This window comes from Pseudomonas arsenicoxydans, assembly GCF_006438915.1.
Taxonomy (GTDB): Bacteria; Pseudomonadota; Gammaproteobacteria; order Pseudomonadales; family Pseudomonadaceae; genus Aquipseudomonas; species Aquipseudomonas arsenicoxydans_A.
The window spans coordinates 413,987-437,919 of record NZ_RCZE01000002.1; the positions used below are offsets into that span (position 1 = coordinate 413,987).

Here is a 23,933-nt window from a genome sequence, read left to right on the forward strand (position 1 = left end):
TGAGTACTACCTGGGCCAGGATTGCTGCTAATGGCGGTCATTTCGCGAATATCTCCAGCAATCGTGGCGCTATCTTGTCCAGCGGGCGAATTTCCATGGCGGCGTCGATGGCCGCGGCCGCTTTGGGCATTCCGTATACCGCACTGCTTTTCTGGTCCTGAGCGATGGTCAGGTAACCTTGTTGGCGCATGAGTTTAAGCCCCTGCGCACCATCGCGCCCCATGCCCGTCAACAAAACCCCTACGGCGTCGCCGTTCCAGTAATTGGCCACGCTCTCGAAAAACACATCGATCGAGGGCCGGTAGATTTCATTGACCGGTTCGGCCGTGTAGGCCAGCGTGCCGTTTTTCAACAATCGGATATGGTGATTGGTGCCGGCGAGCAACACCGTACCCGCCTGAGGCGCTTCGCCCTCAACGGCCAGACGCACGTTCAAGCCGCTGGCGCTGCCGAGCCATTCGGCCATGCCGGCGGCGAACACCTGGTCGACATGTTGGACCAGCACGATGGCCGCCGGAAAATCTCGCGGCAAGCCCTTGAGCAGGATTTCCAGTGCTGCCGGGCCGCCGGCGGATGAACCGATGGCGATCAGCCGTTGGCGCGAGGCGCAACTGCGCAGCGGGCTCGGCACCGAGCGTTCCTGATTACCGCGCTCGCCGATCAGCCAGCCAATGTTCATGATCTTGCGCAACAACGGCGCCGCCGCTTCCTGGGCGTTGCCGGCACCGAGCGCCGGGGTGTCGACCACATCCAGCGCGCCATGGCCCATGGCCTCGAATACCCGGTGCACGTTCTGCTGGCGATCGACGGTGACGATCACAATGGCGCACGGCGTTTCGGCCATGATCCGCCGAGTGGCCTCGACCCCGTCCATCACCGGCATGATCAAATCCATCAGGATCAGGTCCGGTGTCTGTTCGGCGCACTTTTGCACCGCTTCCTTGCCATCACTGGCGACCCAGATGACCTGGTGCGCCGGCTCAAACGCCAGGGCGCGGCGCAAGGCCTCCACCGCCATGGGCATGTCGTTGACGATTGCGATTTTCATGCCCGTGCTCCTCCGATGAGCTCAGCCACTGCATCAAGCAGGGCATCGTCATGAAAACTGGCTTTGGCTAGATAATAGTCGGCCCCGGCGTCCAGTCCACGACGGCGGTCCTCTTCACGGTCCTTGTACGACACCACCATCACCGGCAGCGATTGCAGGCGAGTGTCGCGGCGCAACAACGACACCAATTCGATACCGTCCATGCGCGGCATATCAATGTCAGTAATCAGCAGATCGAAATCCTCCGAACGCAAGGCGTTCCAACCATCCATACCGTCGACCGCCACCGCCACCTCGTAGCCGCGATTGAGCAGCAGCTTGCGTTGCAGCTCGCGAACCGTCAGCGAATCGTCGACCACCAGTATCCGCTTGCGCGCCGCTTCGACCGGCTGATTGCTGTGGCGGGCAATGCGCTCCAGGCGCCCGGTATTGAGCAGTTTATCCACCGAGCGCAGCATGTCTTCGACATCGACGATCAGCACCACTGAACCGTCGTCGAGCAACGCCCCGGCGGAGATGTCCTGCACCTTGCCCAGACGTTCGTCCAGCGGCAATACGACCAAGGTCCGCTCGCCGACAAAACGCTCGACCGCTACGCCATAAATCGCATCGCGCTCGCGGATGACCACGACCTTGAGGGTTTGCTGGTTATTCGGGTTGATCGGGCGCTGCAACAGTTGACTGGCCGCCACCAACCCGACATGCCGCCCTTCGTGCCAGAAGTGCTGACGCCCTTCGACCTGCACAATGTCTTGCGGCTCGAGGTCGCACATGCGTTCGATGTGGGCCAGCGGAAACGCATAGGCCTCCTCACCGACCTCCACCACCAGGCTGCGGACCACCGACAGCGTCAGCGGCACTTCAAGGTGGAAACGACTGCCCTCGCCCGCCGTCTGCTCCAGCACCACCGCACCGCGCAATTGGCGGACCATGTGCTGCACCGCATCCAGCCCCACGCCGCGCCCCGACACTTCGGTGACCGTGCCGCGCAGGCTGAAACCCGGCAAGAATAAAAACGTCAGCAGCTCTTGTTCGCTGAGTTGAGCGGCGGTTTGCGCTGGGGATAACTGCCGCTCGATGACGGTGCGGCGGACCTTTTCCAGATCGACGCCATGGCCGTCATCACTCAATTCCAATACCAGCAGTCCGGCCTGATGCGAGGCGCGCAGGCGAATTACACCTTCCGCCGGTTTACCGGCCAGCAGCCGCTGCTCCGGGGATTCGATGCCATGATCCACGGCGTTGCGCAGCAAGTGCGTCAGCGGCGCTTCGAGTTTTTCCAGGACGTCGCGGTCAACCTGGGTTTTCTCGCCTTCGATTTCAAGTCGTACCTGTTTGCCCAGGTCCCGGCCCAGATCACGCACCATACGCACCTGCCCGGTTAACACATCGGCAAACGGGCGCATGCGACAGGCCAGCGCGGTGTCGTACAACACCTGCGCGCGCTGACTGGCATGCCAGGCAAATTCATCCAGCTCGGCGTTTTTCTCGACCAGCAATTGCTGGGATTCCGCCAGCAACCGCCGCGCATCTTCGAGCGCTTCCTGGGCTTCCAGACTCAGGGTGTGATCCTTGAGATGGACGTTGAGGTTTTCCAGGGCCCGCAGACCGTTATTCTGCATGCGCTTGAGGCGTTGCATGGTCGCCAGATGCGGCTTGAGGCGCTGGGTTTCCACCAGGGATTTGCTCGACAGGTCGAGCAGGCTGTTCAAGCGTTCGGCCGTCACGCGCAGTACGCGCTCACCGTTTTCGGTGGTGCGTTTGGTCTGGCGTGCAGGTTCAACAGGTGTTGCCGGTATCGGCTCGACAACTGGAACGGGCAGTTCGACCTCAGGCACCTGCGCCGAAGACTCCGTCATGAACGGCGCGATGGGTGTGCTGATCGGTGCGGCAAGCGCCAGCGGATCCAGCAACCGCGCCATCAGAGCGACGTAACCCTCAATGTCCCCGGCGTCGGGATTGTTGTCAGGCGTGGCGATGCGCATCAGCAGGTCGGTGCCTTGCAACAATGCATCGATGTGCTCGGGACTCAGGTACAGGCGCCCTTCCTGAGCACTGACCAGACAGTCTTCCATCACATGCGCGACGCTGACCCCGGCGTCGACACCGACGATCCGGGCCGCGCCCTTGAGCGAATGCGCCGCGCGCATGCAGGATTCGAGTTGATCGGCCTGGGTCGGATTGCGCTCCAAGGCCAACAGGCCTGCGCTCAGCACCTGGGTCTGGGCCTCGGCTTCAAGGCTGAACAGCTCCAGCAACGAGGCGTCGCGCATTTGTTCGGGGGTCATGTGAGGCTCCGGGTCACAGCGGACAGCAATTGTTCTTCATCCAGCCAACGCAAACTACGACCTTTGAAGGGCAACACGCCTCGGGTGTACTTGCCGCTGGCCTGGGTGCCCGATTGTGAGGCGGCCTCGAGAATGCGCTCGTCGATGGCATGAATCCCGTCGACCTCGTCCACCGGCACCACCACCGGCCCACCGTGCGCGGCGATGATCAACAGGCGCGGCATGACCCGCGCGCCGGACACTACATTATTGGTGACGTCGAGCCCGAGCAATTCCACCAGTGAAAGGCACGCGACCAATGCGCCGCGCACATTCGCCACGCCGAGCAAGGCCCGGGAACGCTGATGCGGCAGGGAGTGAATGGCTTGCAACGGCGCCACTTCCACAAGGCTGCGAGTGGCCAGCGCCATCCATTCTTCGCCGAGCCGGAACATCAGCAGCGAACGGGTTTTTATGTCCGTTTCGACCGTCGCCGAGTGTTGCACGCGGTCGTCCTGCTGCAACGCGTAGCGATCGAGCAAGCGTGTAGCGGCCGCCGAGTAAACCGCACAGTTGCGGCAGTGAATGTGCTCGGTCAGCAGCGGGCAGGACTTGTCGCCGTGGATGCCGATACGGTTCCAGCAATCGTCGATGGCCTGGGCATCTTCGTGGGTGACGTTCAAGGTGTCGGAGGCGTTCATCGTTTACGCTCACTGTCGGCGCGTGCGCTGCGGGCGGCGCGGTCTTGCAATCGTCTGGCACCCGCCGCATCGCCCTGAGATTGCAGCAAGGCTGCCAGGTGCATCAACGCGTCGGGATGTTGCGGTTCAAGGTACAACGCCTTGCGATAAAAACCCTGGGCTTCAAAGGCGTTGCCGCTGACATCACTGAGCAGTCCCAGCCAATAAAACACCTGGGCGACAGGTTCGTGGCCGCGCAAATACTGTTCGCACGCGATGCGCGCTTCAACACTTTTGCCTTCGTTGGCCAGCACGGCTATGTTCGCCAGCAAGGCCGCGGCGTCCGAGGCTTTCGTCGTGGCGCGTGACGGTGTCACGGTGGCAAACGGTCGATTGCGCACCGGAGCCGGTGGCGCGCTGTGCGTCGGTTGGCGCATCGGCAGCGGGGCCGGCACGAACACAGGAAACGGTTCAGGCTCCGGCACACGCTGACGGCTGAACGCAAACGACTGCGCAATGCCAATCGAACGCATGCCAAATCGCCCCAGCAAACCACCCTCGGCCGGGCCGATAAACAGCACACCGTCGACATGGGTCAGGCGCTTCAGCACTTCAAATACTTGCTGCTGAGTCGGCTGATCGAAATAGATCAGCAAGTTGCGACAGAACACAAAATCATACGGCGGCTCGCTCGCCAACAACGCCGGATCGAGCAGGTTGCCAACCTGCAAACGCACCTGTTCCAACACGCGATCACTGAGGCGATAGACGTCGCCTTCGGCGCTGAAATGCCGGTCACGAAAGGCAATGTCCTGACCGCGAAACGAGTTTTTGCCGTACAGCGCGCGCCGGGCTTTTTCCACCGACAACGGGCTGACGTCCATGCCTTCCACCTTGAATTGATGCGGCTTGAGCCCGGCATCGAGCAACGCCATGGCGATGGAATACGGTTCTTCACCGGTGGAACACGGCAGGCTGAGAATCCGCAGCGCGCGCATGTTGTTGATCTCGGCCAGGCGTTTGCTGGCCAGTTTCGCTAGCGTCGCGAACGATTCCGGGTAACGGAAAAACCAAGTCTCTGGCACGATCACTGCTTCGATCAGCGCCTGCTGCTCATCCTGCGAGCCTAGCAGCGTGTGCCAATATTCGTCAGCCGTCAGCGCATGAGAGGCAATGCTGCGCTGGCGCACCGCGCGCTCGATGATCGCCGGGCCAACCGACGTCACGTCGAGGCCGATGCGCTCCTTGAGGAAATCGAAAAATCGTTGATCGCTGCTCATGGCCGCTCCTCAAGCAGCGCCGGATCGAGTGGCGGCGACGGGAACAACAGGGCGCGCACCTGATTATCGAGCAAATCGGCGACCCGCACCCATTGCAGCAAACCTTGCGCATCTTCGCGCACCGGCCCCAAGTACGGCGCCTGACGATTGTCCAGGCCATAGGGTTTAAAGTCCGCAGGGTTGCAACGCAGCGTGTCCGTCGCCTGCTCCAGAATCAGCCCCAGCCATTGCGTCGGGGTTGATTCATTTGGGCGGTAATTGACCAGCACCAACCGCGTGCTGGTGCGGGCCTGAGCCGGTTGACCGAAGGTCAGCGCACTGAGGTCGATCACCGGCACCACCGTGCCGCGATACGCAAATACCCCGGCGATCCAGTGCGGCGACTGGGCAATCGGCTTCAACGGCAGACGCGGCAACACCTCCGCCACCTCGATGGCCTGCAAGGCATAGCGCTCGCTGCCGATGCGAAACACCAGGAACAACGATTGCTTGACCGGCACCCCGGCGCCGCGTTTGGCCGCGAGTTCGCTCATCAGACTTTGAATCGCGAAACGCCACTGCGCAGGCCGACGGCCACCTGGCTCAGCTCGTCGATGGCAAAACTGGCCTGACGCAATGACTCGACGGTCTGGCTGCTGGCATCGCCCAACTGCACCAGCGCGTGGTTGATCTGCTCGGCGCCGGTGGCCTGGGCCTGCATGCCTTCGTTGACCATCAACACTCGCGGCGCCAGCGCCTGTACCTGGTGGATGATCTGCGACAGCTGCTCGCCAACCTGCTGCACTTCGGACATGCCTCGGCGCACTTCTTCGGAGAACTTGTCCATGCCCATGACCCCGGCCGACACGGCCGACTGGATCTCCCGCACCATCTGCTCAATGTCGTAAGTGGCAACGGCAGTCTGGTCCGCCAGACGTCGCACTTCAGTGGCAACCACGGCGAAACCGCGACCGTATTCACCGGCCTTCTCGGCCTCGATGGCGGCGTTCAGCGACAGCAGGTTGGTCTGGTCGGCCACCTTGACGATGGTCACGACCACTTGATTGATGTTGCCGGCCTTCTCGTTGAGGATCGCCAGTTTGGCGTTGACCAGATCCGCCGCCCCCATCACCGAGTGCATGGTGTCCTCCATGCGCGCCAAGCCTTGCTGACCGGAACCGGCGAGCACCGAGGCCTGGTCAGCCGCGGTGGACACTTCAGTCATGGTGCGCACCAGATCACGGGAAGTGGCCGCGATTTCACGGGACGTCGCGCCGATTTCGGTGGTGGTGGCTGCGGTTTCGGTGGCGGTGGCTTGCTGCTGCTTAGAGGTGGCGGCGATCTCGGTGACCGAAGTGGTGACCTGCACCGACGAGCGTTGGGCTTGAGATACGAGCGAGGTGAGCTCGGTCATCATGTCGTTGAAGCCGGTTTCAACGGCGTTGAACTCGTCTTTGCGCTCCAGATTCAACCGGCTACTGAGATCACCTGTGCGCATGATTTCGAGGATTTTCACGATACGGTTCATCGGCGCCATGATCGCGCGCATCAACAGCAGACCGCAGAGGCCGGCTGCCAGTACAGCGACCAGCAAGGAAACGCCCATGATGATTTTGGCGGTCAACACGGCGTCGTCGATGTTCGCGATGTCCTGGTCGGCCACCACTTTGTTTTCGTGAATGATGTCATTGAGCTTCGCGCGACCGGCGCTCCAGGCTGGAATCAGCTGATCATTGAATTGCTTGATGGCCTCCGCAACCTGATTGCCCTTGTACAAATCGAGCACGTTCGTCAGTGCCTTGTTGTAGTCCGTGTGGAGCTTTTCAAACACAGCGTACTCAACCTTGTCTTCCTCCGTGGTGATGGTTGTGCGGTAGCTGTTCATCTCCTCTTGCAGCTTCGCTTCGAAATTTTTGTAATCTTCGACATCCCCAGCGCTGATGCCCTGCCCTTGCTTCAAGCCCAGGAGCTCCTGGGTCTGGAGAAAACTTTCGGACCAGGCGCCGCGAATCATCGAGCTGTAATACACCCCGGGCAGCGCGTCATCACGAACGCTGGCTTCGCTGGCCTCGATTTTCAACAGCCGCGAATACGAGACGACAACCATCAACAGCATGATGGCGATGATCACCGCAAAACTCGCCAAGATGCGTTGGCGCAACGTCCAGTTCTTCACAGTCAGTCCTCGGGGCGGTTCAAATGCTGGGGAGTATAGCCGAGGGCGGTGTTTCATTTATAAGACGGTGTGCGGCGGTTCTCAATCCAGGACTTACAGGGAAGCCTGACGCACCTGTTTCTCCAACTCCGCCTTCAACCCAGGCTCCAGTTTCAATTGCCGTGCCAGTTCATCCAGGTAGGACTTCTCCATGAAGCTCTGCTCATCCACCATCATCACGCTGGCGATGTACATTTCGGCGGCCATTTCCGGCGTGCTGGCAGCCCGGGCAACTTCGGTCGGGTCCAGTGGTTTGCCGAGTTCGGCATGTAGCCACTGCTGCAACTCCTGATCGTTGTCGAGCTTGGTGAATTCGCCTTCGATCAACGCGCGCTCGCGATCATCAACGTGGCCATCGGCTTTGGCGGCAGCGACCAACGCCTTGAGAATCGCCTGGCTGTGCAGCTCGACTTGCGCCGGGGGCAAGCGATCGAGGGTTTGCGGTTCAGTGTTCGGCGCCGAGCCTTGCTGAGCCTGCCAATTGCCAAAGGCTTTGTAGGCAACTACCCCTAATGCGGCGAGGCCGCCATAGAGGGCGACTTTGCCGCCGACGCTGCGGGCCTTTTTGCTGCCGAGCAACAGGCCCATGGCGCCCGCCGCCAAAGCGCCGCCACTCGCGCCCGAGAGTAAACCGCTGAGGCCACCGCTGGACGCCTTGTTCTGATTGCCACCGGCCTTGTTCTGCAACAGATCCTGACCGGACTTGAGCAGTTGATCGAGCAAACCACGCGTATTCATTTTGTCGCCTCCACGAAAGGGGTAACCGGCCACCAGCCTAGATCGAAAGTGCCGGGCGTCTCTCGGAGAGTGTGCTTCCAGATGTTGCTGCTCTCTTGTAACGCCCACGGGCCCTTCGATTAAAAAGATATACACTCCAGCAAATCTATAAAAACCGCCCACCGGGTAATTCCCCATGATGACCTTGCGTCAGATCCGTCACTTCATCGCCGTGGCCGAGACCGGTTCGATCTCCGCCGCCGCGCAAACCGCGTTCATCTCCCAATCGACATTGACCCTGGCCATCCAGCAACTGGAAGAGGAGATCGGCGTCGGCCTGTTTAACCGACACGCCAAGGGCATGAGCCTGACCCACCAGGGCCACCAATTCCTGCGCCAGGCGCACTTGATTCTGGCCACCGTGGACAACGCCAAACGCAGCCTGCAACAAAGCACCGACCAGGTTGCCGGCCAGTTGATCATCGGTGTGACCAGCCTCGTTGCCGGTTACTACCTGGCGGATTTACTCACCCGTTTCCAGCGCGCCTACCCCAATGTCGAGATCCGGGTGATGGAAGACGAGCGGCCCTACATCGAGCATTTGCTGGTCAGCGGCGAAATCGATGTCGGCGTGCTGATCCTGTCCAACCTCGAAGATCGTCACGCCTTGCAGACTGAAGTGCTGACTCATTCGCCTCATCGCCTGTGGTTGCCGGCCCAACACCCGCTGCTGGAACACGACAGCATCAACCTCGCCGACGTGGCCCGGGAACCGTTGATTCAGTTGAACGTCGATGAAATGGACCGCAACGCCCAGCGGATGTGGTCGGCGGCCTCCTTGCAACCGCGCATCACACTGCGGACGGCTTCAACGGAGGCGGTCCGAAGTCTGGTCGCCGCAGGATTGGGCGTGTCGATCCAGCCCGACATGACCTATCGCCCATGGTCCCTGGAGGGCGACATCATCGAAGCCCGACCGATTGCCGACCTGAGCCAGACCCTGGACGTTGGCCTGGCCTGGCGCCGCGGTACCGCGCGCCCGGCGTTGGTCGACCCGTTCTTGACCGTCGCCCGCGAGCAACCCCACGGTGGCCGCAAGCCATCTATTTAATCGAACGCAGCCTTCAGTATTTAGTATTTGTCGACCTCGGGTCCGCGCACTAGTCTTGCTGCATCTATATAAGACGGCCGGGCCCCAGTCACAGGGAGCAGCATGGCCACACAAGAAAAGAGAACCCGCAAAATGGCTGGCGCGCAGACCCCGTTGTTTACCGCGTTGTTGATCGATGGCGAATTGGTCGCAGGCCAGGGTTTTGTCGAACCGATCCTCAACCCCGCCACCGGGGAAGTGCTGACCCACATCGCCGAAGCCAGCACCGAGCAAGTCGAAGCCGCGATTCTCGCCGCCCACCACGCATTTGCCAGTTGGTCGCGGACCACACCGCAGCAGCGTTCAAGCTTGTTGCTGGACATCGCCAACGCCATCGAAAAACAAGCCGACCTCCTCGCCCGCCTCGAATCGCTGAACTGCGGCAAGCCATTGCACCTGGCCCGTCAGGACGACTTGAGTGCGACGGTAGACGTGTTCCGCTTCTTCGCTGGCGCCGTGCGTTGCCAGACCGGCCAGCTCAGCGGCGAATACCTGCCGGGCTACACCAGCATGGTGCGCCGCGATCCTATCGGGGTCGTCGCGTCCATCGCGCCGTGGAACTACCCGATCATGATGGCCGCGTGGAAAATCGCCCCGGCCCTCGCCGCCGGCAACACGCTGGTGTTCAAGCCATCCGAACACACGCCGCTGTCGATCCTGGCCCTGGCGCCAGCGCTGGCGGAGATTCTGCCACGCGGCGTGATCAACATTGTCTGTGGCGGCGGTGAAGGCGTCGGCAGCCATTTAGTCAGTCATCCTAAAGTGCGCATGGTGTCGTTGACCGGCGATATCGTCACCGGGCAAAAAATCCTTCAGGCCGCCGCCAAAACCTTGAAACGCACCCACCTCGAGCTCGGTGGCAAAGCGCCGGTGATCGTCTGCAACGATGCGGACATTCAGGCGGTCGTCGAAGGCGTGCGCACCTACGGTTATTACAACGCCGGTCAGGATTGCACCGCCGCGTGCCGGATTTATGCACAGGCCGGGATTCATGACCGTTTGGTGGCCGAGCTTGGCGCGGCGGTCAGCAGCCTGCGTTTCGCCGGTAAACGCGATGCCGACAACGAAATCGGCCCGCTGATCAGCACTCGCCAGCGTGATCGCGTGGCCAGTTTCGTCGAACGCGCCCTCGGCCAGCCGCACATCGAACGCGTGACTGGCGCTGCGGTGCACTCTGGCGCCGGCTTCTATTACCAGCCGACCTTGCTGGCCGGTTGCAAACAGAGCGATGAGATCGTCCAGCGCGAAGTGTTCGGGCCGGTGGTCACCGTGACCCGCTTCGACGAGCTCGAACAAGCCGTGGATTGGGCCAACGACTCTGAATACGGCCTTGCCTCGTCGGTCTGGACTCAGAACCTGGACAAGGCGATGCAGGTCGCGGCGCGCTTGCAGTACGGCTGCACCTGGATCAACAGCCATTTTATGCTGGTCAGCGAAATGCCCCATGGCGGCCTGAAACGTTCGGGCTACGGCAAAGACCTATCCAGCGATTCGCTTCAGGACTACAGCGTGGTGCGGCACATCATGGCGCGCCACGGCCAGCATCTCTGACTACGCTAATAACAAGCCGCTAACGGCATGCTTCACCACGTTCACAACTGCCCCGACCATAATTAAAGAAGAGGGAATTCCCATGTTCGTGCACAAGACCGCACTGTTCAGTGCAATCACCACCGCGCTGCTGGCGAGTGCCAGCCTCCAGGCCGCCGAACCGCTGAAAGCGGTCGGTGCCGGCGAAGGTCAGCTGGATATTGTGGCTTGGCCGGGCTACATCGAACGTGGCGAAAGCGACAAGGCCTACGACTGGGTGACCGGTTTCGAGAAGGAAACCGGCTGCAAGGTGAACGTGAAGACTGCGGCCACTTCCGATGAAATGGTCAGCCTGATGGCCAAGGGTGGCTACGATTTGGTGACCGCGTCGGGCGATGCCTCGCTGCGGTTGATCGGTGGCAAGCGCGTACAACCGATCAACACAGCGTTGATCCCGAACTGGAAAAACATCGACCCGCGCCTCAAAGATGCGCCGTGGTACGTGGTCAACAAGCAGGTATATGGCACCCCGTATCAGTGGGGCCCGAACGTGTTGATGTACAACACCAACGTGTTCAAGACCGCGCCAACCAGTTGGGGCGTGCTGTTCAACGCCGAAAACCTGCCGGACGGCAAGCCGAACAAGGGGCGCGTGCAGGCCTATGACGGCCCGATCTACATCGCCGACGCCGCGCTGTACCTGAAAACCGCCAAGCCGGAATTGGGTATCCAGAACCCGTATGAACTGACCGAAGCCCAGTACAAAGCCGTGCTCGATCTACTGCGCGCCCAGCAGCCGCTGATCCACCGCTACTGGCATGACACCACCGTGCAGATGAGTGACTTCAAAAACGAAGGCGTGGTTGCCTCCGGTGCCTGGCCGTATCAGGTCAACGGCCTGATGAACGAGAAGCAGCCGATTGCTTCGACCATCCCGAAAGAAGGCGCCACCGGTTGGGCCGACACCACTATGTTGCACGCCGAAGCCAAGCACCCGAACTGCGCTTACAAGTGGATGGACTGGTCGTTGAACCCGAAAGTCCAGGGTGACGTGGCGGCGTGGTTTGGTTCGTTGCCAGCGGTGCCTGCGGCGTGCACCGGCAGCGAATTGCTCGGCGCCGAGGGCTGCAAGACCAACGGTTTCGACCAGTTCGAGAAAATCGCCTTCTGGAAAACCCCGCAAGCTGAAGGCGGCAAGTTCGTGCCATACAGCCGCTGGACCCAGGACTACATCGCGATCATGGGCGGCCGCTAGTCTTTGACGTGACACCGTCCCCTTGTGGGAGCGGGCTTGCTCGCGAAGAGGCCATCACATTCAACATTGATGCTGCCTGGCACACCGCATTCGCGAGCAAGCCCGCTCCCACATTCGATCTCCATCACTGGCAGATCGTATTCGATTCAGATTTTTCAGAAGTCCAGGCAGGGCCGCTGCGACGGCCCTCGCCTTTTTGGAGCACCGCACCATGACGCTTGCAGTCCAGTTCACCAACGTTTCCCGACTCTTCGGCGAAGTGAAAGCCGTAGACCGGGTTTCCATCGACATCCAGGACGGCGAGTTTTTCTCCATGCTGGGCCCTTCCGGCTCGGGCAAAACTACCTGTTTGCGCCTGATCGCCGGTTTCGAACAACCAAGCGCAGGCTCGATCCGCATTCATGGCGAAGAAGCCGCCGGGCTGCCGCCGTATGAGCGTGACGTCAACACCGTGTTTCAGGACTACGCCCTGTTTCCGCACATGAACGTCCTCGACAACGTCGCCTACGGTTTGAAAGTCAAAGGGGTTGGCAAAGCCGAGCGCCAGAAACGCGCCGAAGAAGCCCTCGACATGGTCGCCCTCGGCGGTTACGGAGAGCGCAAACCGGTGCAACTGTCCGGCGGTCAGCGCCAGCGTGTCGCCCTGGCCCGAGCCTTGGTCAATCGCCCGCGCGTGTTGCTGCTTGACGAGCCTCTGGGCGCCCTCGACTTGAAGCTGCGCGAGCAGATGCAAAGCGAGCTGAAGAAACTGCAACGCCAACTCGGCATCACCTTCATCTTCGTCACCCACGACCAGACCGAAGCGCTGTCAATGTCTGACCGCGTGGCCGTGTTCAACAAGGGGCGCATCGAGCAAGTCGACACGCCGCGCAACCTCTACATGAAACCGGCAACGACTTTTGTCGCGGAATTCGTCGGCACCTCGAACGTGATTCGCGGCGATCTGGCAAAGCAGTTGAGCGGCAATCCGCAGCCGTTTTCGATTCGCCCGGAACACGTGCGATTTGCCGAAGGTCCGCTGGCCAGCCACGAGATCGAAGTCAGCGGTTTGCTCCACGACATCCAGTATCAGGGCAGCGCCACGCGCTACGAGATGAAACTGGAAAACGGCCAGACCCTGAACATCAGCCAGGCCAACAACCAATGGCTGGACATCAGCGCCCAACACCAGACCGGGCAACGCATCAGCGCTCGCTGGGCACGGGAAGCGATGATCCCGCTGCACGACACCGTTGTCGGCGGGGTGTGAGATGAACACCGTGGCTATCCCTCAAACCCCGGCGCGCGGTTCGCCGTTGCGCAGGTTTTCCAACCTGCTGTATCGCCGACCGAACCTGTATCTGTCGATGCTGCTGGTACCGCCGCTGCTGTGGTTCGGCGCGATTTATCTCGGCTCGTTGCTGGTGCTGCTGTGGCAAGGTTTCTACACCTTCGATGACTTCACCATGGCGGTCACACCCGACCTGACCCTGGCGAACTTCGCGGCACTGTTCCAGCCATCGAACTTCGACATCATCCTGCGCACCTTGAGCATGGCCGTCGTCGTGTCCATCGCCAGCGCCATCGTCGCGTTCCCGATTGCCTACTACATGGCGCGCTACACCACCGGCAAGACCAAGGCGTTTTTCTACATCGCGGTGATGATGCCGATGTGGGCCAGTTACATCGTCAAGGCGTACGCCTGGACCCTGTTGCTGGCCAAGGGCGGCGTCGCGCAGTGGTTCGTTCAGCACTTGGGGCTGGAGCCGGTTTTGCAGTTTGTGCTGGGCATTCCGGGCGTGGGCGGCAGCACCTTGTCGACCTCGCACCTGGGCCGCTTCATGGTGTTCGTCTACATCTGGCTGCCGTTCATGATTCTGCCGATCCAGGCCTCGCTGGAGCGTCTGCCGCCATCCTTGCTGCAAGCATCGGCCGACCTGGGCGCCAAGCCGCGCCAGACGTTCATGCAAGTGATTCTGCCGCTGTCGATTCCGGGCATCGCGGCCGGTTCGATCTTCACCTTTTCCCTGACCCTGGGCGACTTCATCGTGCCGCAACTGGTCGGCCCGCCGGGCTACTTCGTCGGCAGCATGGTGTACGCCCAGCAAGGCGCGATCGGCAACATGCCGATGGCCGCGGCTTTCACGCTGGTGCCGATTGTGTTGATCGCCATTTACCTGACTATCGTCAAACGACTGGGGGCCTTCGATGCACTCTGACAAAGCCTCTTTGGGTCTGAAAATCGCAGCCTGGGGCGGGTTGGTGTTTCTGCACTTTCCGATCCTGATCATCTTCCTCTACGCCTTCAACACTGAAGACGCAGCGTTCAGCTTTCCACCCAAGGGCTTCACCCTGAAGTGGATCAGCGTGGCGTTTTCGCGGCCGGACGTACTGGAAGCGATCAAGCTCTCGCTGCAGATTGCCTCCGTCGCGACCTTGATTGCCATGGTCCTTGGCACCCTCGCTTCCGCGGCGTTGTACCGCCGGGATTTCTTCGGCAAGCAAGGGATCTCGCTGATGCTGATCCTGCCGATTGCGTTGCCGGGGATCATCACCGGGATCGCGTTGCTGGCAACCTTCAAGACATTGGGGATCGAGCCGGGGATGTTCACCATCATCATCGGCCACGCAACCTTCTGCGTGGTGATCGTCTACAACAACGTCATCGCCCGTTTGCGCCGCACTTCGCACAGTTTGATCGAAGCCTCGATGGACCTCGGTGCCGATGGCTGGCAGACCTTCCGTTACATCGTCCTGCCGAACCTCGGCTCGGCGTTGCTGGCCGGCGGCATGCTCGCGTTTGCCCTGTCGTTCGACGAAATCATCGTCACCACCTTCACCGCCGGCCATGAACGCACCCTGCCGCTGTGGCTGCTCAACCAGCTCAGCCGCCCACGGGACGTGCCGGTGACCAACGTCGTCGCGATGCTGGTGATGATGGTGACCATGCTGCCGATCCTTGGCGCTTATTACCTGACCCGGGGTGGCGAAAGCGTTGCCGGTAGCGGCGGGAAATAAATAACAACCCTTACTCACTGTGGAAACCGAATTTAATGTGGGAGCGGGCTTGCTCGCGAAGAGGCCATCACATTCAACATTGATGGTGACTGACACACCGCTTTCGCGAGCAAGCCCGCTCCCACATTTGATCCGGTTCCCACAGAAGAAAAACAACAGTTCCGAAGAGGACAGAACCATGCAAACCAAACTCTTGATCAACGGCCAACTGCTCGACGGCGAAGGCCCCGCCCAACCCGTGTTCAACCCGGCCCTCGGTCGTGTATTGGTGGAGATCAATGAAGCGAGCGAAGCCCAGGTCGATGCCGCCGTGCGCGCCGCCGATGCGGCCTTCGACAGCTGGTCGCAGACCCCGCCGAAAGATCGCTCGCTGCTGCTGCTTAAACTCGCCGACGCCATCGAAGCCCACGGCGAAGAACTGGCAAAACTCGAATCCGATAACTGCGGCAAACCTTACAGCGCCGCGCTGAACGACGAGATCCCGGCGATTGCCGACGTGTTCCGATTCTTCGCTGGCGCCAGCCGTTGCATGAGCGGTTCGGCGGGCGGTGAATACCTGCCGGGCCACACCTCGATGATCCGCCGTGACCCGGTCGGTGTAATCGCCTCCATCGCGCCGTGGAACTACCCACTGATGATGGTCGCCTGGAAAATCGCCCCGGCCCTGGCCGCCGGTAATACCGTGGTGCTCAAGCCGTCGGAACAAACCCCGCTGACTGCCCTGCGTCTGGCGGAACTGGCGTCGGACATCTTCCCGGCCGGCGTACTCAACCTGGTGTTTGGTCGTGGTCCTAGCGTGGGCAGTCCTTTGGTCACCCACCCGAAAGTACGCATGGTGTCGCTGACCGGCTCGATTGCCACCGGCTCGAACATCATTTCCAGCACCGCCGACAGCGTCAAACGCATGCACATGGAACTGGGTGGCAAAGCCCCGGTGATCATCTTCGACGACGCCGACATCGACGCCGCCGTGGAAGGCATCCGCACCTTCGGTTTCTACAACGCTGGTCAGGACTGCACCGCCGCGTGCCGCATCTATGCGCAGGCAGGCATCTATGAAAAATTCGTCGAGAAACTCGGCGAGGCGGTCAGCAGCATCAAGTACGGTTTACAGGATGATCCGTCGACCGAACTGGGGCCGCTGATCACCGCACAACACCGCGACCGTGTGGCCGGGTTTGTCGAACGCGCCATCGCGCAACCGCACATTCGCTTGATCACCGGTGGCAAGGCGGTGGACGGCAACGGGTTCTTCTTCGAACCGACCGTGTTGGCCGATGCGCAGCAGGATGACGAAATCGTTCGCCGCGAAGTGTTCGGGCCGGTGGTGTCGGTGACCCAGTTCACTGATGAGGCGCAGGTGTTGGGCTGGGCCAACGATTCGGATTACGGCCTGGCGTCGTCGGTCTGGACCGCGGACGTCGGTCGCGCGCATCGGATGTCTGCTCGCTTGCAGTACGGCTGCACGTGGGTGAACACGCACTTCATGCTGGTCAGCGAAATGCCGCATGGCGGTCAGAAACTGTCTGGTTACGGGAAGGACATGTCGATGTACGGGCTGGAGGACTACACCGTCGTTCGGCATGTGATGTTCAAGCACTAAAAGCTTCGCGAGCAAGACCGCTCCCACATTTGACCGCATTCCCCTGTGGGAGCGGGCTTGCTCGCGAAGGCGTCACCTCGGTTTCAAGGTCGAAACCGGTATTACGTACCACCAGGGTTCAAATCCAGACAAACACAACAATAACCACCGATCCGGGCAGCGCCTCACGGCCCCGCCACGGTTTCGGACATCCGAAATCTGCCGATTTTCCGGAGCTGACACACTATGAGTACAACACCCGAACTCGCTGCAGCCGTCGCCGACAGCGACGCCGAGCAGTTACGCAAACTGGGTTACACGTCGAACTTCAATCGCAGCATGAGCTTGTGGGAAAACTTCGCCCTGGGCTTCACTTACCTTTCGCCGGTCGTAGGGGTTTATACCCTCTTCGGCCTGTGCCTCGCCGCGGGCGGGCCACCAATGTTCTGGGCCTACTTGCTGGTCGGTTGCGGCCAGTTGCTGGTGTGCCTGATCTTCGGTGAAGTGGTGTCGCAGTTCCCGATTTCCGGTGGCGTCTACCCGTGGGCCCGTCGCTTGGTGGGCAAACGCTGGGCGTGGATGGTCGGCTGGATCTACTCCATCGCCCTGTGCGTCACCATTGCCGCCGTCGCCGTGGGTGCCGGTCCGTACCTGGCCGCCATGATGGGCTTCGAACCGAGCAACAACACCAACATCGTCATCGCCCTGTTCCTGACGCTGTTCGCCACCCTGGTCAACCTCAGCGGCACCAAGGTGCTGGCACGCATCGCCATGTTCGGCTTCCTGTGCGAACTGGTCGGTGCGGTGATCGTCGGCGTCTACCTGCTGGTGTTCGAGCGTCATCAACCGCTCAGCGTGTTGTTCAACACCTTCGACATCAGCGTCGACGGCTCGTACTTGCCAGCCTTCCTCACCGCTTCGCTGGCGGGGATGTTCCTGTACTACGGCTTCGAGGCCTGCGGCGATGTGGCCGAAGAAACCCCGAACCCGAGCAAAAAAATCCCGGTGGCCATGCGCATGACCATCTACATCGGCGGCATCGCCGCGATGTTCGCCTGCCTGGCGCTGATCCTCGCCTTGCCGGACATGCAAGCCGTGATCAACGGCACCGACAAGGACCCGGTCACCACCATCCTCAACAACGCCTTCGGCCCGGTCGGTTCGAAAGTGGTGATGGGCGTGGTGATGATTTCCTTCATCTCCTGCGTCATCAGCCTGCAAGCGGCGGCGAGTCGTCTGCTGTATTCCTACGCTCGCGATGAAATGGTCATCGGCAGCTCCCTGCTGAAGAAAATCTCACCAACCACTCAGGTACCAGTCGCGGCACTGTTCGTCTCCGGCGTCCTGCCGGCGCTGATCATCATCCTCGGCTTCTTCCTGCAGGATGCGGTGGCAACCATCGTCAGCTTCGCGGCGATCGGCATCTACCTAGCCTTCCAGATGATCGTCCTCGGGGCCCTCTATGCCCGCATGAAAGGCTGGAAACCGAGCGGTAAATTCACCCTCGGTGCCTGGGGCTGGCTGGTCAACATCGGCGCGCTGGTCTACGGCGTCGGCGCCATCATCAACATGGCCTGGCCACGCACGCCGGACGCGGCGTGGTACATCAACTACGCCATGGTGCTGAGCACCGCGATCGTGATTGGGTTGGGGTTGTTGTACATGTGGATGGCCAAGCCGTATGACCACGGGACTGCGCCTGCGGGGGATGCTTGGAAGGTTAGTCGGTAAGGTTTTTTGCCCACTCGGCACCGTTAGTGTTGCCAGCGCTGAATATCCCCTTTCTCACACTCAAGGAGAAAGGGGAGTTAGTGACTGCTTTTGAAATAAGCGAAAAACCATCAAAGCAACAGCTCAGTTTGATCGTGCCTCAGCAAAGATATACGATCAAAAAGCTTGATTTTCTCATTTGCCTTCTGTTTAGCGTGATCCGACATAAACGCAATAAGCTCCTCAAGCTGGCTCACATTACCGACTACCTTGAAGGCCTTTTCTTTATTAACAAAAACGAGCGACTTTTTCTTTCTAGACAACAGTTCAATAACGTTACTCAATGTTCCAGTGCTTTTGGCATCCCATATCATTAAGCCGTAATCCGCTGCTTCGGCCATGACAACGTCCTTCGCCGTAAAAAAAGCCCTCGACCCTTTGGAGTGCTTGGTCTCCACCGTTCTAGCCGGCCATTCTCCAAGGTTATTTCGCGGAACCCTCCGCTGCAATAAATAGTAGTTTTAGATCGAGGCAGGCTTAACAAATATTCTTGAATAGATGTATCGGCTCCGCCTGCGTCGCCAACCACAACATCAAACTCTGATTCAACAATATTATTGATGCGCTCTTTAACCTTCGGATCAAGGTTCTTGATATTAATAGAGCCCGCAATAAATACAGTTGTCATCTATCTCATTTCCAAGTTAATGCCGTGACGTAAATTGGCCTGTCCGTTAAGCCCGAAATTTCCTTGGCGCTTTTTGACCATAGGCAATGAAAAACAGCGATTCCAGTCGAACGCCTTGTGGCGCTGACGCTGCATGCAAAAACAGGAAATTCCTACAGACCGAACCTTCCAGCAAAAGCTCCAATTCCTACAACACGCGGCGCCAGAGTAGACTTGGCGCGCGAGCGCCTGAGAGATAGGCTTTATTCCGTCGCTGCCAAATCAGCGACCCGGGGTCGAAGCCGGAACACTATCAACATGGCGCATCCGCGCCCCCATATGAACTGGGGCAATTTTTGCCTTTCAGTTTCGTTTTATGGTGGGCCGTGTGGCGCGGGCCTCTTGGCTTACATGTTGATCGAGAATGTCCCGACTTCGAACGCCGCACGGTCCGCCACCCATAATCTGTCGAAGGATTAGTGGCGGCTCTTTTTTTCAACATGGAGTCGAAAAAATGCTTAATTACACGCTAAATCCGTCTGAAACCCATCCTCATTTCATCCCTGCCGTCTTTACCCGTCACAACCGCTTCCTCCATGCCTTCATGCAGGACAATCAAGCCTGGTTCTGCGTCCAGGACCTCGGTCGCTTGATGGGCCGCCCTCTGGATCAACGCCTCACCCTCAAGCTCGACCCCGATCAACGCCGATACGTCTGGTTGCTGAAGGACGGCAAAACCGCCGAATCGCTGATGGTCAGCGAATCAGGAATGTACGCCCTGCTGGTCCACCATTTCGTCCCGGAAAACCGAAACCTGCGCCAATGGCTAAGCAACGAAGTCATACCTACCCTGCGTGAGTCGACAGTGGCTGTGGATAACATTCCAAGTCTGAGTTCATTGCAGTGGGCCGGAATCTCCGTACCGCTTTTGCACTGGCAGCATCAAGCCTGGATCAAATGGCGGGACATGCCTGAACTGATGCAAGCACAACGACCATTCAAGATCATGGGCACTTGCAGTTGAAGGCAGGGTAAAAGATGAAAAAGGGGCAGACTTCACAGTCCGCCCCTTGGCTTTCCAACAAGACTTAATCTCCAACCCTTAAAACCGCGAAACAGTCCGCATCGCATCCACCAGATACCGCATCGCAATCCGGTCGCTCTCCGACAGCTCTCGATACCGTTCCAACAACTTCATTTCGTCCGGGCTGAGACGGCGCCTTCGCCGGCCGCTTGCCAGGCAAGGAAGGATTCCCAACATTTCGGTGATGCCTTGTACTTTTGTCATCGACGATGTCCTTTTATACGTCCGAGAAAACTTCAAAAACCGCATCGCCCTCTCCTTTTTGTTTGTCGCCGGCCTTAAGGGCTGAAGCCGGTCATGAGCACAGAATAGGAACATTCCCGGCGCTGAAAAGCGGTTTTTAGAGTAATTAGTCAAAAAAAGCAGAAATGCCCTATAAATCAGAAAGTACTGTCGGAAAAGTTAACCGAAATTTCTTGTTTCATTGCCGCTCTGCCAAAGTGCTGTCTATGAATTTTTGTCTACAACCGAACGGTTTAAGCTATTTGGCATCTGTTTAAAGTCCGTTGCGTTTGGTCGAAGGCATGTCCGAACCGTAATTTTTGATCCAGCACGTGCCAGGAACGGCGCGGGATTGCTCACGACAGGTTGTACTTATGCATCGCAGGAATTTGCTCAAAGCGTCCATGGCCATCGCGGCCTACACCGGTTTGTCGGCCACCGGTCTGCTGGCCGCCCGTGCCTGGGCGGGCAATGGTACGGCGGATGGCGAGGCCCAGGCGTTCGATTTTGAAGCGCTGAAGATTCAGGCCAAACAGCTCGCCGGCAGCCGTTATCAGGACACCAAGCAGGTGTTGCCGCCGACGCTGGCGACCATGACGCCGCAGAACTTCAATGCCATTCGCTATGACGCCAATCACTCGCTGTGGAAGGACTTGAACGGTCAGCTGGACGTGCAGTTTTTCCACGTCGGCATGGGGTTCAAGCAGCCGGTGCGCATGTACAGCGTCGATCCCAAGACGCGTCAGGCGCGGGAGGTGCATTTCCACCCTTCCCTCTTCAACTATGAAAAAACCACGGTCGATACCCAGCAGCTGACGGGCGACCTGGGATTTTCCGGGTTCAAGCTGTTCAAGGCCCCGGAGTTGGACCGCCATGACGTGTTGTCTTTCCTCGGCGCGAGTTATTTCCGTGCGGTCGACGCCACCGGCCAGTACGGTCTGTCAGCGCGCGGGCTGGCGATTGATACGTATGCCAAGAAGCGCGAGGAATTTCCGGACTTCACCAAGTTCTGGTTCGAGACTCCGGACAAGGACAGCACGCGTTTCGTGGTCTACGCACTGCTGGATTCGCCGAGCGCCACCGGTGCTTACCGATTCGACATCGATTGCCAGGCCAGTCAGGTAGTCATGGCCGTCGATGCCCACATCAACGCGCGTACCGCCATCGAGCAACTGGGTGTCGCGCCGATGACCAGCATGTTCAGCTGCGGCACCCATGAGCGGCGCATGTGCGACACCATTCACCCGCAGATCCACGACTCGGATCGCCTGGCAATGTGGCGCGGCAACGGCGAGTGGATCTGCCGCCCGCTGAACAACCCGGCGACCCTGCAATTCAATGCCTTCGCCGACACCGATCCGAAAGGTTTCGGCCTGGTGCAGACCGACCATGAGTTCGCCAGCTATCAGGACACCGTCGATTGGTACAGCAAGCGTCCGAGCCTGTGGGTAGAACCGACAACGGCGTGGGGCGAAGGCTCTATCGATCTGTTGGAAATACCTACGACCGGCGAAACGCTGGATAACATCGTCGCGTTCTGGACCCCCAAAAAACCGGTCGCGGCCGGTGATTCCCTGAATTACGGCTACAAGCTCTACTGGAGCGCGCTGCCACCGGTCGGCACGCCGCTGGCGCGGGTCAACGCGACCCGTTCGGGCATGGGCGGCTTCACCGAGGGCTGGGCGCCGGGCGAGCACTACCCAGAGGTGTGGGCGCGGCGCTTTGCCGTGGACTTCACCGGTGGCGGTCTGGATCGCTTGCCGGAAGGCGCCGGGATCGAGCCGGTGGTGACGTGCTCGAACGGGCAGGTGAAGGATTTCAACGTGTTGGTGCTGGATGACATCAAGGGTTACCGCATTACCTTTGACTGGTACCCGACCAACGACAGCGTGGAGCCGGTGGAGCTGCGATTGTTCATCCGGACCAATGACCGGACGTTGAGTGAGACCTGGTTGTATCAGTATTTTCCGCCGGCGCCGGATAAGCGTAAGTACACCTGAGGGTAATTGGGTGTATGGGCTGGCCCCTTCGCGAGCAAGCCCGCTCCCACATTTGAACTTGGTCATACACATAATCTGTGTCCAGCGGAGATCGAATGTGGGAGCGGGCTTGCTCGCGAAGGCGGCCTGACAGACAACAAAAATACCTGCACAGAAAGACAAAAGCCCCGATCACAACAATCGGGGCTTTTTGTTTTCTCAGCCTCACTCAGTCTCGCAAATCCGACTCATGTATCGGCTGATCCCGGTGCGTCGCCCGCTGATACTGCGCGGGCCAGACAGCCTTACGCCCGCCCAGATCATCATCGGCATGCAGCGGCCAATACGGATCGCGCAGCAGTTCTCGCGCCAGGAAGATGATGTCCGCCTGGCAGGTGCGCAAGATGTGTTCAGCCTGAGCCGGCTCGGTGATCATGCCGACCGTGCCGGTGGCAATGCCCGACTCCTTGCGCACGCGCTCGGCGAAGCGTGTTTGATAACCGGGGCCAGTAGGAATTTCGGCATTGGCCGCCGTACCGCCCGAGGAAACGTCGATAAGGTCTACGCCCAACGCTTTCAGGCGACGCGCCAGCTCCACGGTTTCGTCCGGGTTCCAGCCATCTTCCACCCAATCGGTGGCCGACACCCGCACGAACAACGGCAACTCCTCAGGCCACACCGCACGCACCGCTTCAGTGACTTGCAGCACCAGCCGGATGCGGTTCTCGAACGAACCGCCATATTGATCGCGCCGCTGATTGCTCAGAGGCGAAAGAAATTGATGTAACAGGTAACCGTGGGCGGCGTGGATTTCGACCACTTTGAACCCGGCCGTCAGGGCACGCTGGGCAGCAGCAACAAACGCCTGGACGACCTCAGCGATTTCGCTTTCTTCGAGTTGCCGTGGGTGAGTGTGCTGCGGGTCAAAAGCAATCGTCGACGGGCCGACCGGCACCCAGCCGCCGTCTTCGGGTTTAACGCTGCCATGTTTGCCGAGCCACGGCCGATGAGTGCTGGCCTTGCGCCCGGCGTGTGCCAACTGGATGCCGGCCACAGCGCCCTGAGCGGCGATGAAGCGAGTAATGCGTTGCAGGGGTTCAATCTGTTCGTCAGCCCACAGGCCGAGGTCCTGGGCGGTGATTCGCCCGTCGGCGGCGACCGCCGTGGCTTCGGTAAACACCAGGCCGGCGCCGCCGACCGCACGACTGCCGAGGTGGACAAGGTGCCAGTCATTGGCCAGCCCATCGACGCTGGAGTACTGGCACATCGGGGAGACCGCGATACGGTTGAGCAGGGTCAATTGACGCAAGGTATAGGGTTCAAGCAGCAGACTCATGGGGCACCTCTCGAATCAGTGGGCAGGCTCCAGGGTTCTGTTTGAAAAGTCGACGAGTGACAGGAAAAAGGCGCAGCACCCGCCCCCGCGGGCAAAAAATTCGACAAGACGTCACAAGGATAATCAAGCAGTGCTTAGAGCCTAGTCGACATCGGGGGATGAGGGAGGGTTCCTGGGATATTTGGCGTCAGGGATATCGCTATCGCTGGCAAGCCATGCTCCTACAGGTTGGGCG

At 59.9% G+C, this 23,933-nt stretch carries 20 protein-coding genes; 10 read left to right on the forward strand and 10 right to left on the reverse strand.

All coding sequences use genetic code 11. From position 1 onward, the window contains the following. Positions 1-37: 37 nt before the first annotated feature. The 7 genes from EAH78_RS05445 to EAH78_RS05475 form a co-directional block, all read right to left on the reverse strand. On the reverse strand, positions 38-1,048 hold the full coding sequence (locus EAH78_RS05445; RefSeq protein ID WP_140666438.1) for a chemotaxis response regulator protein-glutamate methylesterase: 1,011 nt from the start codon (positions 1,046-1,048) through the stop codon (positions 38-40). Further along, entirely contained in the window at positions 1,045-3,336 is a 2,292-nt protein-coding gene (locus tag EAH78_RS05450; protein WP_140666440.1) for a hybrid sensor histidine kinase/response regulator, read from the reverse strand. The genes EAH78_RS05445 and EAH78_RS05450 overlap by 4 nt, the downstream gene beginning before the upstream one ends. Then, positions 3,333-4,016, reverse strand: a complete 684-nt coding sequence (locus EAH78_RS05455; protein WP_140666441.1) for a chemotaxis protein CheW — start codon at positions 4,014-4,016, stop codon at positions 3,333-3,335. The genes EAH78_RS05450 and EAH78_RS05455 overlap by 4 nt, the downstream gene beginning before the upstream one ends. Then, positions 4,013-5,275: a CheR family methyltransferase gene (locus tag EAH78_RS05460; protein WP_140666443.1), complete on the reverse strand. Its 1,263-nt coding sequence runs from the start codon at positions 5,273-5,275 to the stop codon at positions 4,013-4,015. Before EAH78_RS05460 ends, EAH78_RS05455 begins: the two co-directional genes overlap by 4 nt. Next, the gene (locus EAH78_RS05465; protein ID WP_140666445.1) at positions 5,272-5,808 is read right to left on the reverse strand and encodes a chemotaxis protein CheW; all 537 of its coding nucleotides are present in this window, start codon (positions 5,806-5,808) and stop codon (positions 5,272-5,274) included. Before EAH78_RS05465 ends, EAH78_RS05460 begins: the two co-directional genes overlap by 4 nt. Further along, on the reverse strand, positions 5,808-7,430 hold the full coding sequence (locus EAH78_RS05470) for a methyl-accepting chemotaxis protein (RefSeq protein ID WP_140666447.1): 1,623 nt from the start codon (positions 7,428-7,430) through the stop codon (positions 5,808-5,810). The genes EAH78_RS05465 and EAH78_RS05470 overlap by 1 nt, the downstream gene beginning before the upstream one ends. Positions 7,431-7,523: 93 nt before the next feature. Next, on the reverse strand, positions 7,524-8,207 hold the full coding sequence (locus tag EAH78_RS05475; protein ID WP_140666449.1) for a tellurite resistance TerB family protein: 684 nt from the start codon (positions 8,205-8,207) through the stop codon (positions 7,524-7,526). Between the two features lie 175 nt (positions 8,208-8,382). Between EAH78_RS05475 and EAH78_RS05480 the strand changes: the two genes are divergently transcribed. The 8 genes from EAH78_RS05480 to EAH78_RS05515 all read left to right on the forward strand — a co-directional run bounded on the left by EAH78_RS05480 (position 8,383) and on the right by EAH78_RS05515 (position 18,431). Further along, positions 8,383-9,297, forward strand: a complete 915-nt coding sequence (locus EAH78_RS05480; protein ID WP_027924928.1) for a LysR family transcriptional regulator — start codon at positions 8,383-8,385, stop codon at positions 9,295-9,297. Between the two features lie 102 nt (positions 9,298-9,399). Continuing rightward, a complete protein-coding gene (locus tag EAH78_RS05485; protein WP_140666451.1) occupies positions 9,400-10,887 on the forward strand; it encodes a gamma-aminobutyraldehyde dehydrogenase in 1,488 nt (495 codons plus the stop codon). An 82-nt stretch (positions 10,888-10,969) separates the two neighbouring features. Continuing rightward, positions 10,970-12,121, forward strand: coding sequence for a putative ABC transporter substrate-binding protein YdcS (gene ydcS / locus EAH78_RS05490; RefSeq protein ID WP_140666453.1), 1,152 nt, complete (start codon positions 10,970-10,972; stop codon positions 12,119-12,121). 211 nt (positions 12,122-12,332) lie between these two features. Further along, on the forward strand, positions 12,333-13,370 hold the full coding sequence (locus tag EAH78_RS05495) for an ABC transporter ATP-binding protein (RefSeq protein ID WP_140666469.1): 1,038 nt from the start codon (positions 12,333-12,335) through the stop codon (positions 13,368-13,370). A gap of 1 nt (position 13,371) precedes the next feature. After that, complete coding sequence (locus EAH78_RS05500; protein ID WP_140666471.1) at positions 13,372-14,319, forward strand: ABC transporter permease; 948 nt, start codon at positions 13,372-13,374, stop codon at positions 14,317-14,319. After that, positions 14,309-15,118, forward strand: coding sequence for an ABC transporter permease (locus EAH78_RS05505; protein WP_140666473.1), 810 nt, complete (start codon positions 14,309-14,311; stop codon positions 15,116-15,118). Before EAH78_RS05500 ends, EAH78_RS05505 begins: the two co-directional genes overlap by 11 nt. A gap of 178 nt (positions 15,119-15,296) precedes the next feature. After that, entirely contained in the window at positions 15,297-16,721 is a 1,425-nt protein-coding gene (locus EAH78_RS05510; RefSeq protein WP_140666475.1) for a gamma-aminobutyraldehyde dehydrogenase, read from the forward strand. A gap of 225 nt (positions 16,722-16,946) precedes the next feature. Then, positions 16,947-18,431, forward strand: a complete 1,485-nt coding sequence (locus tag EAH78_RS05515) for an APC family permease (protein WP_140666477.1) — start codon at positions 16,947-16,949, stop codon at positions 18,429-18,431. Positions 18,432-18,541: 110 nt separating this feature from the next. On the opposite strand, the gene EAH78_RS32570 is transcribed toward EAH78_RS05515, so the two are convergent. After that, a complete protein-coding gene (locus EAH78_RS32570; protein ID WP_240051844.1) occupies positions 18,542-18,811 on the reverse strand; it encodes a hypothetical protein in 270 nt (89 codons plus the stop codon). Positions 18,812-19,591: 780 nt separating this feature from the next. Between EAH78_RS32570 and EAH78_RS05525 the strand changes: the two genes are divergently transcribed. Next, the gene (locus EAH78_RS05525) at positions 19,592-20,101 is read left to right on the forward strand and encodes a BRO-N domain-containing protein (RefSeq protein ID WP_140666479.1); all 510 of its coding nucleotides are present in this window, start codon (positions 19,592-19,594) and stop codon (positions 20,099-20,101) included. A 78-nt stretch (positions 20,102-20,179) separates the two neighbouring features. Here EAH78_RS05525 and EAH78_RS05530 read toward each other — a convergent pair whose 3' ends face one another. Next, positions 20,180-20,365: a hypothetical protein gene (locus tag EAH78_RS05530; protein WP_027924920.1), complete on the reverse strand. Its 186-nt coding sequence runs from the start codon at positions 20,363-20,365 to the stop codon at positions 20,180-20,182. A gap of 392 nt (positions 20,366-20,757) precedes the next feature. On the opposite strand from EAH78_RS05530, the gene EAH78_RS05535 reads away from it, so the two are divergent. After that, positions 20,758-22,383 (forward strand): glucan biosynthesis protein D, encoded by a 1,626-nt coding sequence (locus EAH78_RS05535; protein WP_140666481.1) that lies wholly within the window; start codon positions 20,758-20,760, stop codon positions 22,381-22,383. Between the two features lie 208 nt (positions 22,384-22,591). Here EAH78_RS05535 and EAH78_RS05540 read toward each other — a convergent pair whose 3' ends face one another. After that, a complete protein-coding gene (locus EAH78_RS05540; RefSeq protein ID WP_140666483.1) occupies positions 22,592-23,698 on the reverse strand; it encodes an NADH:flavin oxidoreductase/NADH oxidase in 1,107 nt (368 codons plus the stop codon). Positions 23,699-23,933: the final 235 nt, after the last annotated feature.

What these genes read in the sequence shown, in the direction of transcription:
- EAH78_RS05530 (WP_027924920.1), bottom strand. Translation starts at nt 20,365, where the DNA reads ATGACAAAAGTACAAGGCATCACCGAAATGTTGGGAATCCTTCCTTGC.
- EAH78_RS05505 (WP_140666473.1), top strand. Translation starts at nt 14,309, where the DNA reads ATGCACTCTGACAAAGCCTCTTTGGGTCTGAAAATCGCAGCCTGGGGC.
- EAH78_RS05485 (WP_140666451.1), top strand. Translation starts at nt 9,400, where the DNA reads ATGGCCACACAAGAAAAGAGAACCCGCAAAATGGCTGGCGCGCAGACC.
- EAH78_RS05535 (WP_140666481.1), top strand. Translation starts at nt 20,758, where the DNA reads ATGCATCGCAGGAATTTGCTCAAAGCGTCCATGGCCATCGCGGCCTAC.
- EAH78_RS05480 (WP_027924928.1), top strand. Translation starts at nt 8,383, where the DNA reads ATGATGACCTTGCGTCAGATCCGTCACTTCATCGCCGTGGCCGAGACC.
- EAH78_RS05465 (WP_140666445.1), bottom strand. Translation starts at nt 5,808, where the DNA reads ATGAGCGAACTCGCGGCCAAACGCGGCGCCGGGGTGCCGGTCAAGCAA.
- EAH78_RS05525 (WP_140666479.1), top strand. Translation starts at nt 19,592, where the DNA reads ATGCTTAATTACACGCTAAATCCGTCTGAAACCCATCCTCATTTCATC.
- EAH78_RS05500 (WP_140666471.1), top strand. Translation starts at nt 13,372, where the DNA reads ATGAACACCGTGGCTATCCCTCAAACCCCGGCGCGCGGTTCGCCGTTG.
- ydcS (WP_140666453.1), top strand. Translation starts at nt 10,970, where the DNA reads ATGTTCGTGCACAAGACCGCACTGTTCAGTGCAATCACCACCGCGCTG.
- EAH78_RS05510 (WP_140666475.1), top strand. Translation starts at nt 15,297, where the DNA reads ATGCAAACCAAACTCTTGATCAACGGCCAACTGCTCGACGGCGAAGGC.
- EAH78_RS05495 (WP_140666469.1), top strand. Translation starts at nt 12,333, where the DNA reads ATGACGCTTGCAGTCCAGTTCACCAACGTTTCCCGACTCTTCGGCGAA.
- EAH78_RS05475 (WP_140666449.1), bottom strand. Translation starts at nt 8,207, where the DNA reads ATGAATACGCGTGGTTTGCTCGATCAACTGCTCAAGTCCGGTCAGGAT.
- EAH78_RS05460 (WP_140666443.1), bottom strand. Translation starts at nt 5,275, where the DNA reads ATGAGCAGCGATCAACGATTTTTCGATTTCCTCAAGGAGCGCATCGGC.
- EAH78_RS05450 (WP_140666440.1), bottom strand. Translation starts at nt 3,336, where the DNA reads ATGACCCCCGAACAAATGCGCGACGCCTCGTTGCTGGAGCTGTTCAGC.
- EAH78_RS05455 (WP_140666441.1), bottom strand. Translation starts at nt 4,016, where the DNA reads ATGAACGCCTCCGACACCTTGAACGTCACCCACGAAGATGCCCAGGCC.
- EAH78_RS05445 (WP_140666438.1), bottom strand. Translation starts at nt 1,048, where the DNA reads ATGAAAATCGCAATCGTCAACGACATGCCCATGGCGGTGGAGGCCTTG.
- EAH78_RS32570 (WP_240051844.1), bottom strand. Translation starts at nt 18,811, where the DNA reads ATGGCCGAAGCAGCGGATTACGGCTTAATGATATGGGATGCCAAAAGC.
- EAH78_RS05515 (WP_140666477.1), top strand. Translation starts at nt 16,947, where the DNA reads ATGAGTACAACACCCGAACTCGCTGCAGCCGTCGCCGACAGCGACGCC.
- EAH78_RS05540 (WP_140666483.1), bottom strand. Translation starts at nt 23,698, where the DNA reads ATGAGTCTGCTGCTTGAACCCTATACCTTGCGTCAATTGACCCTGCTC.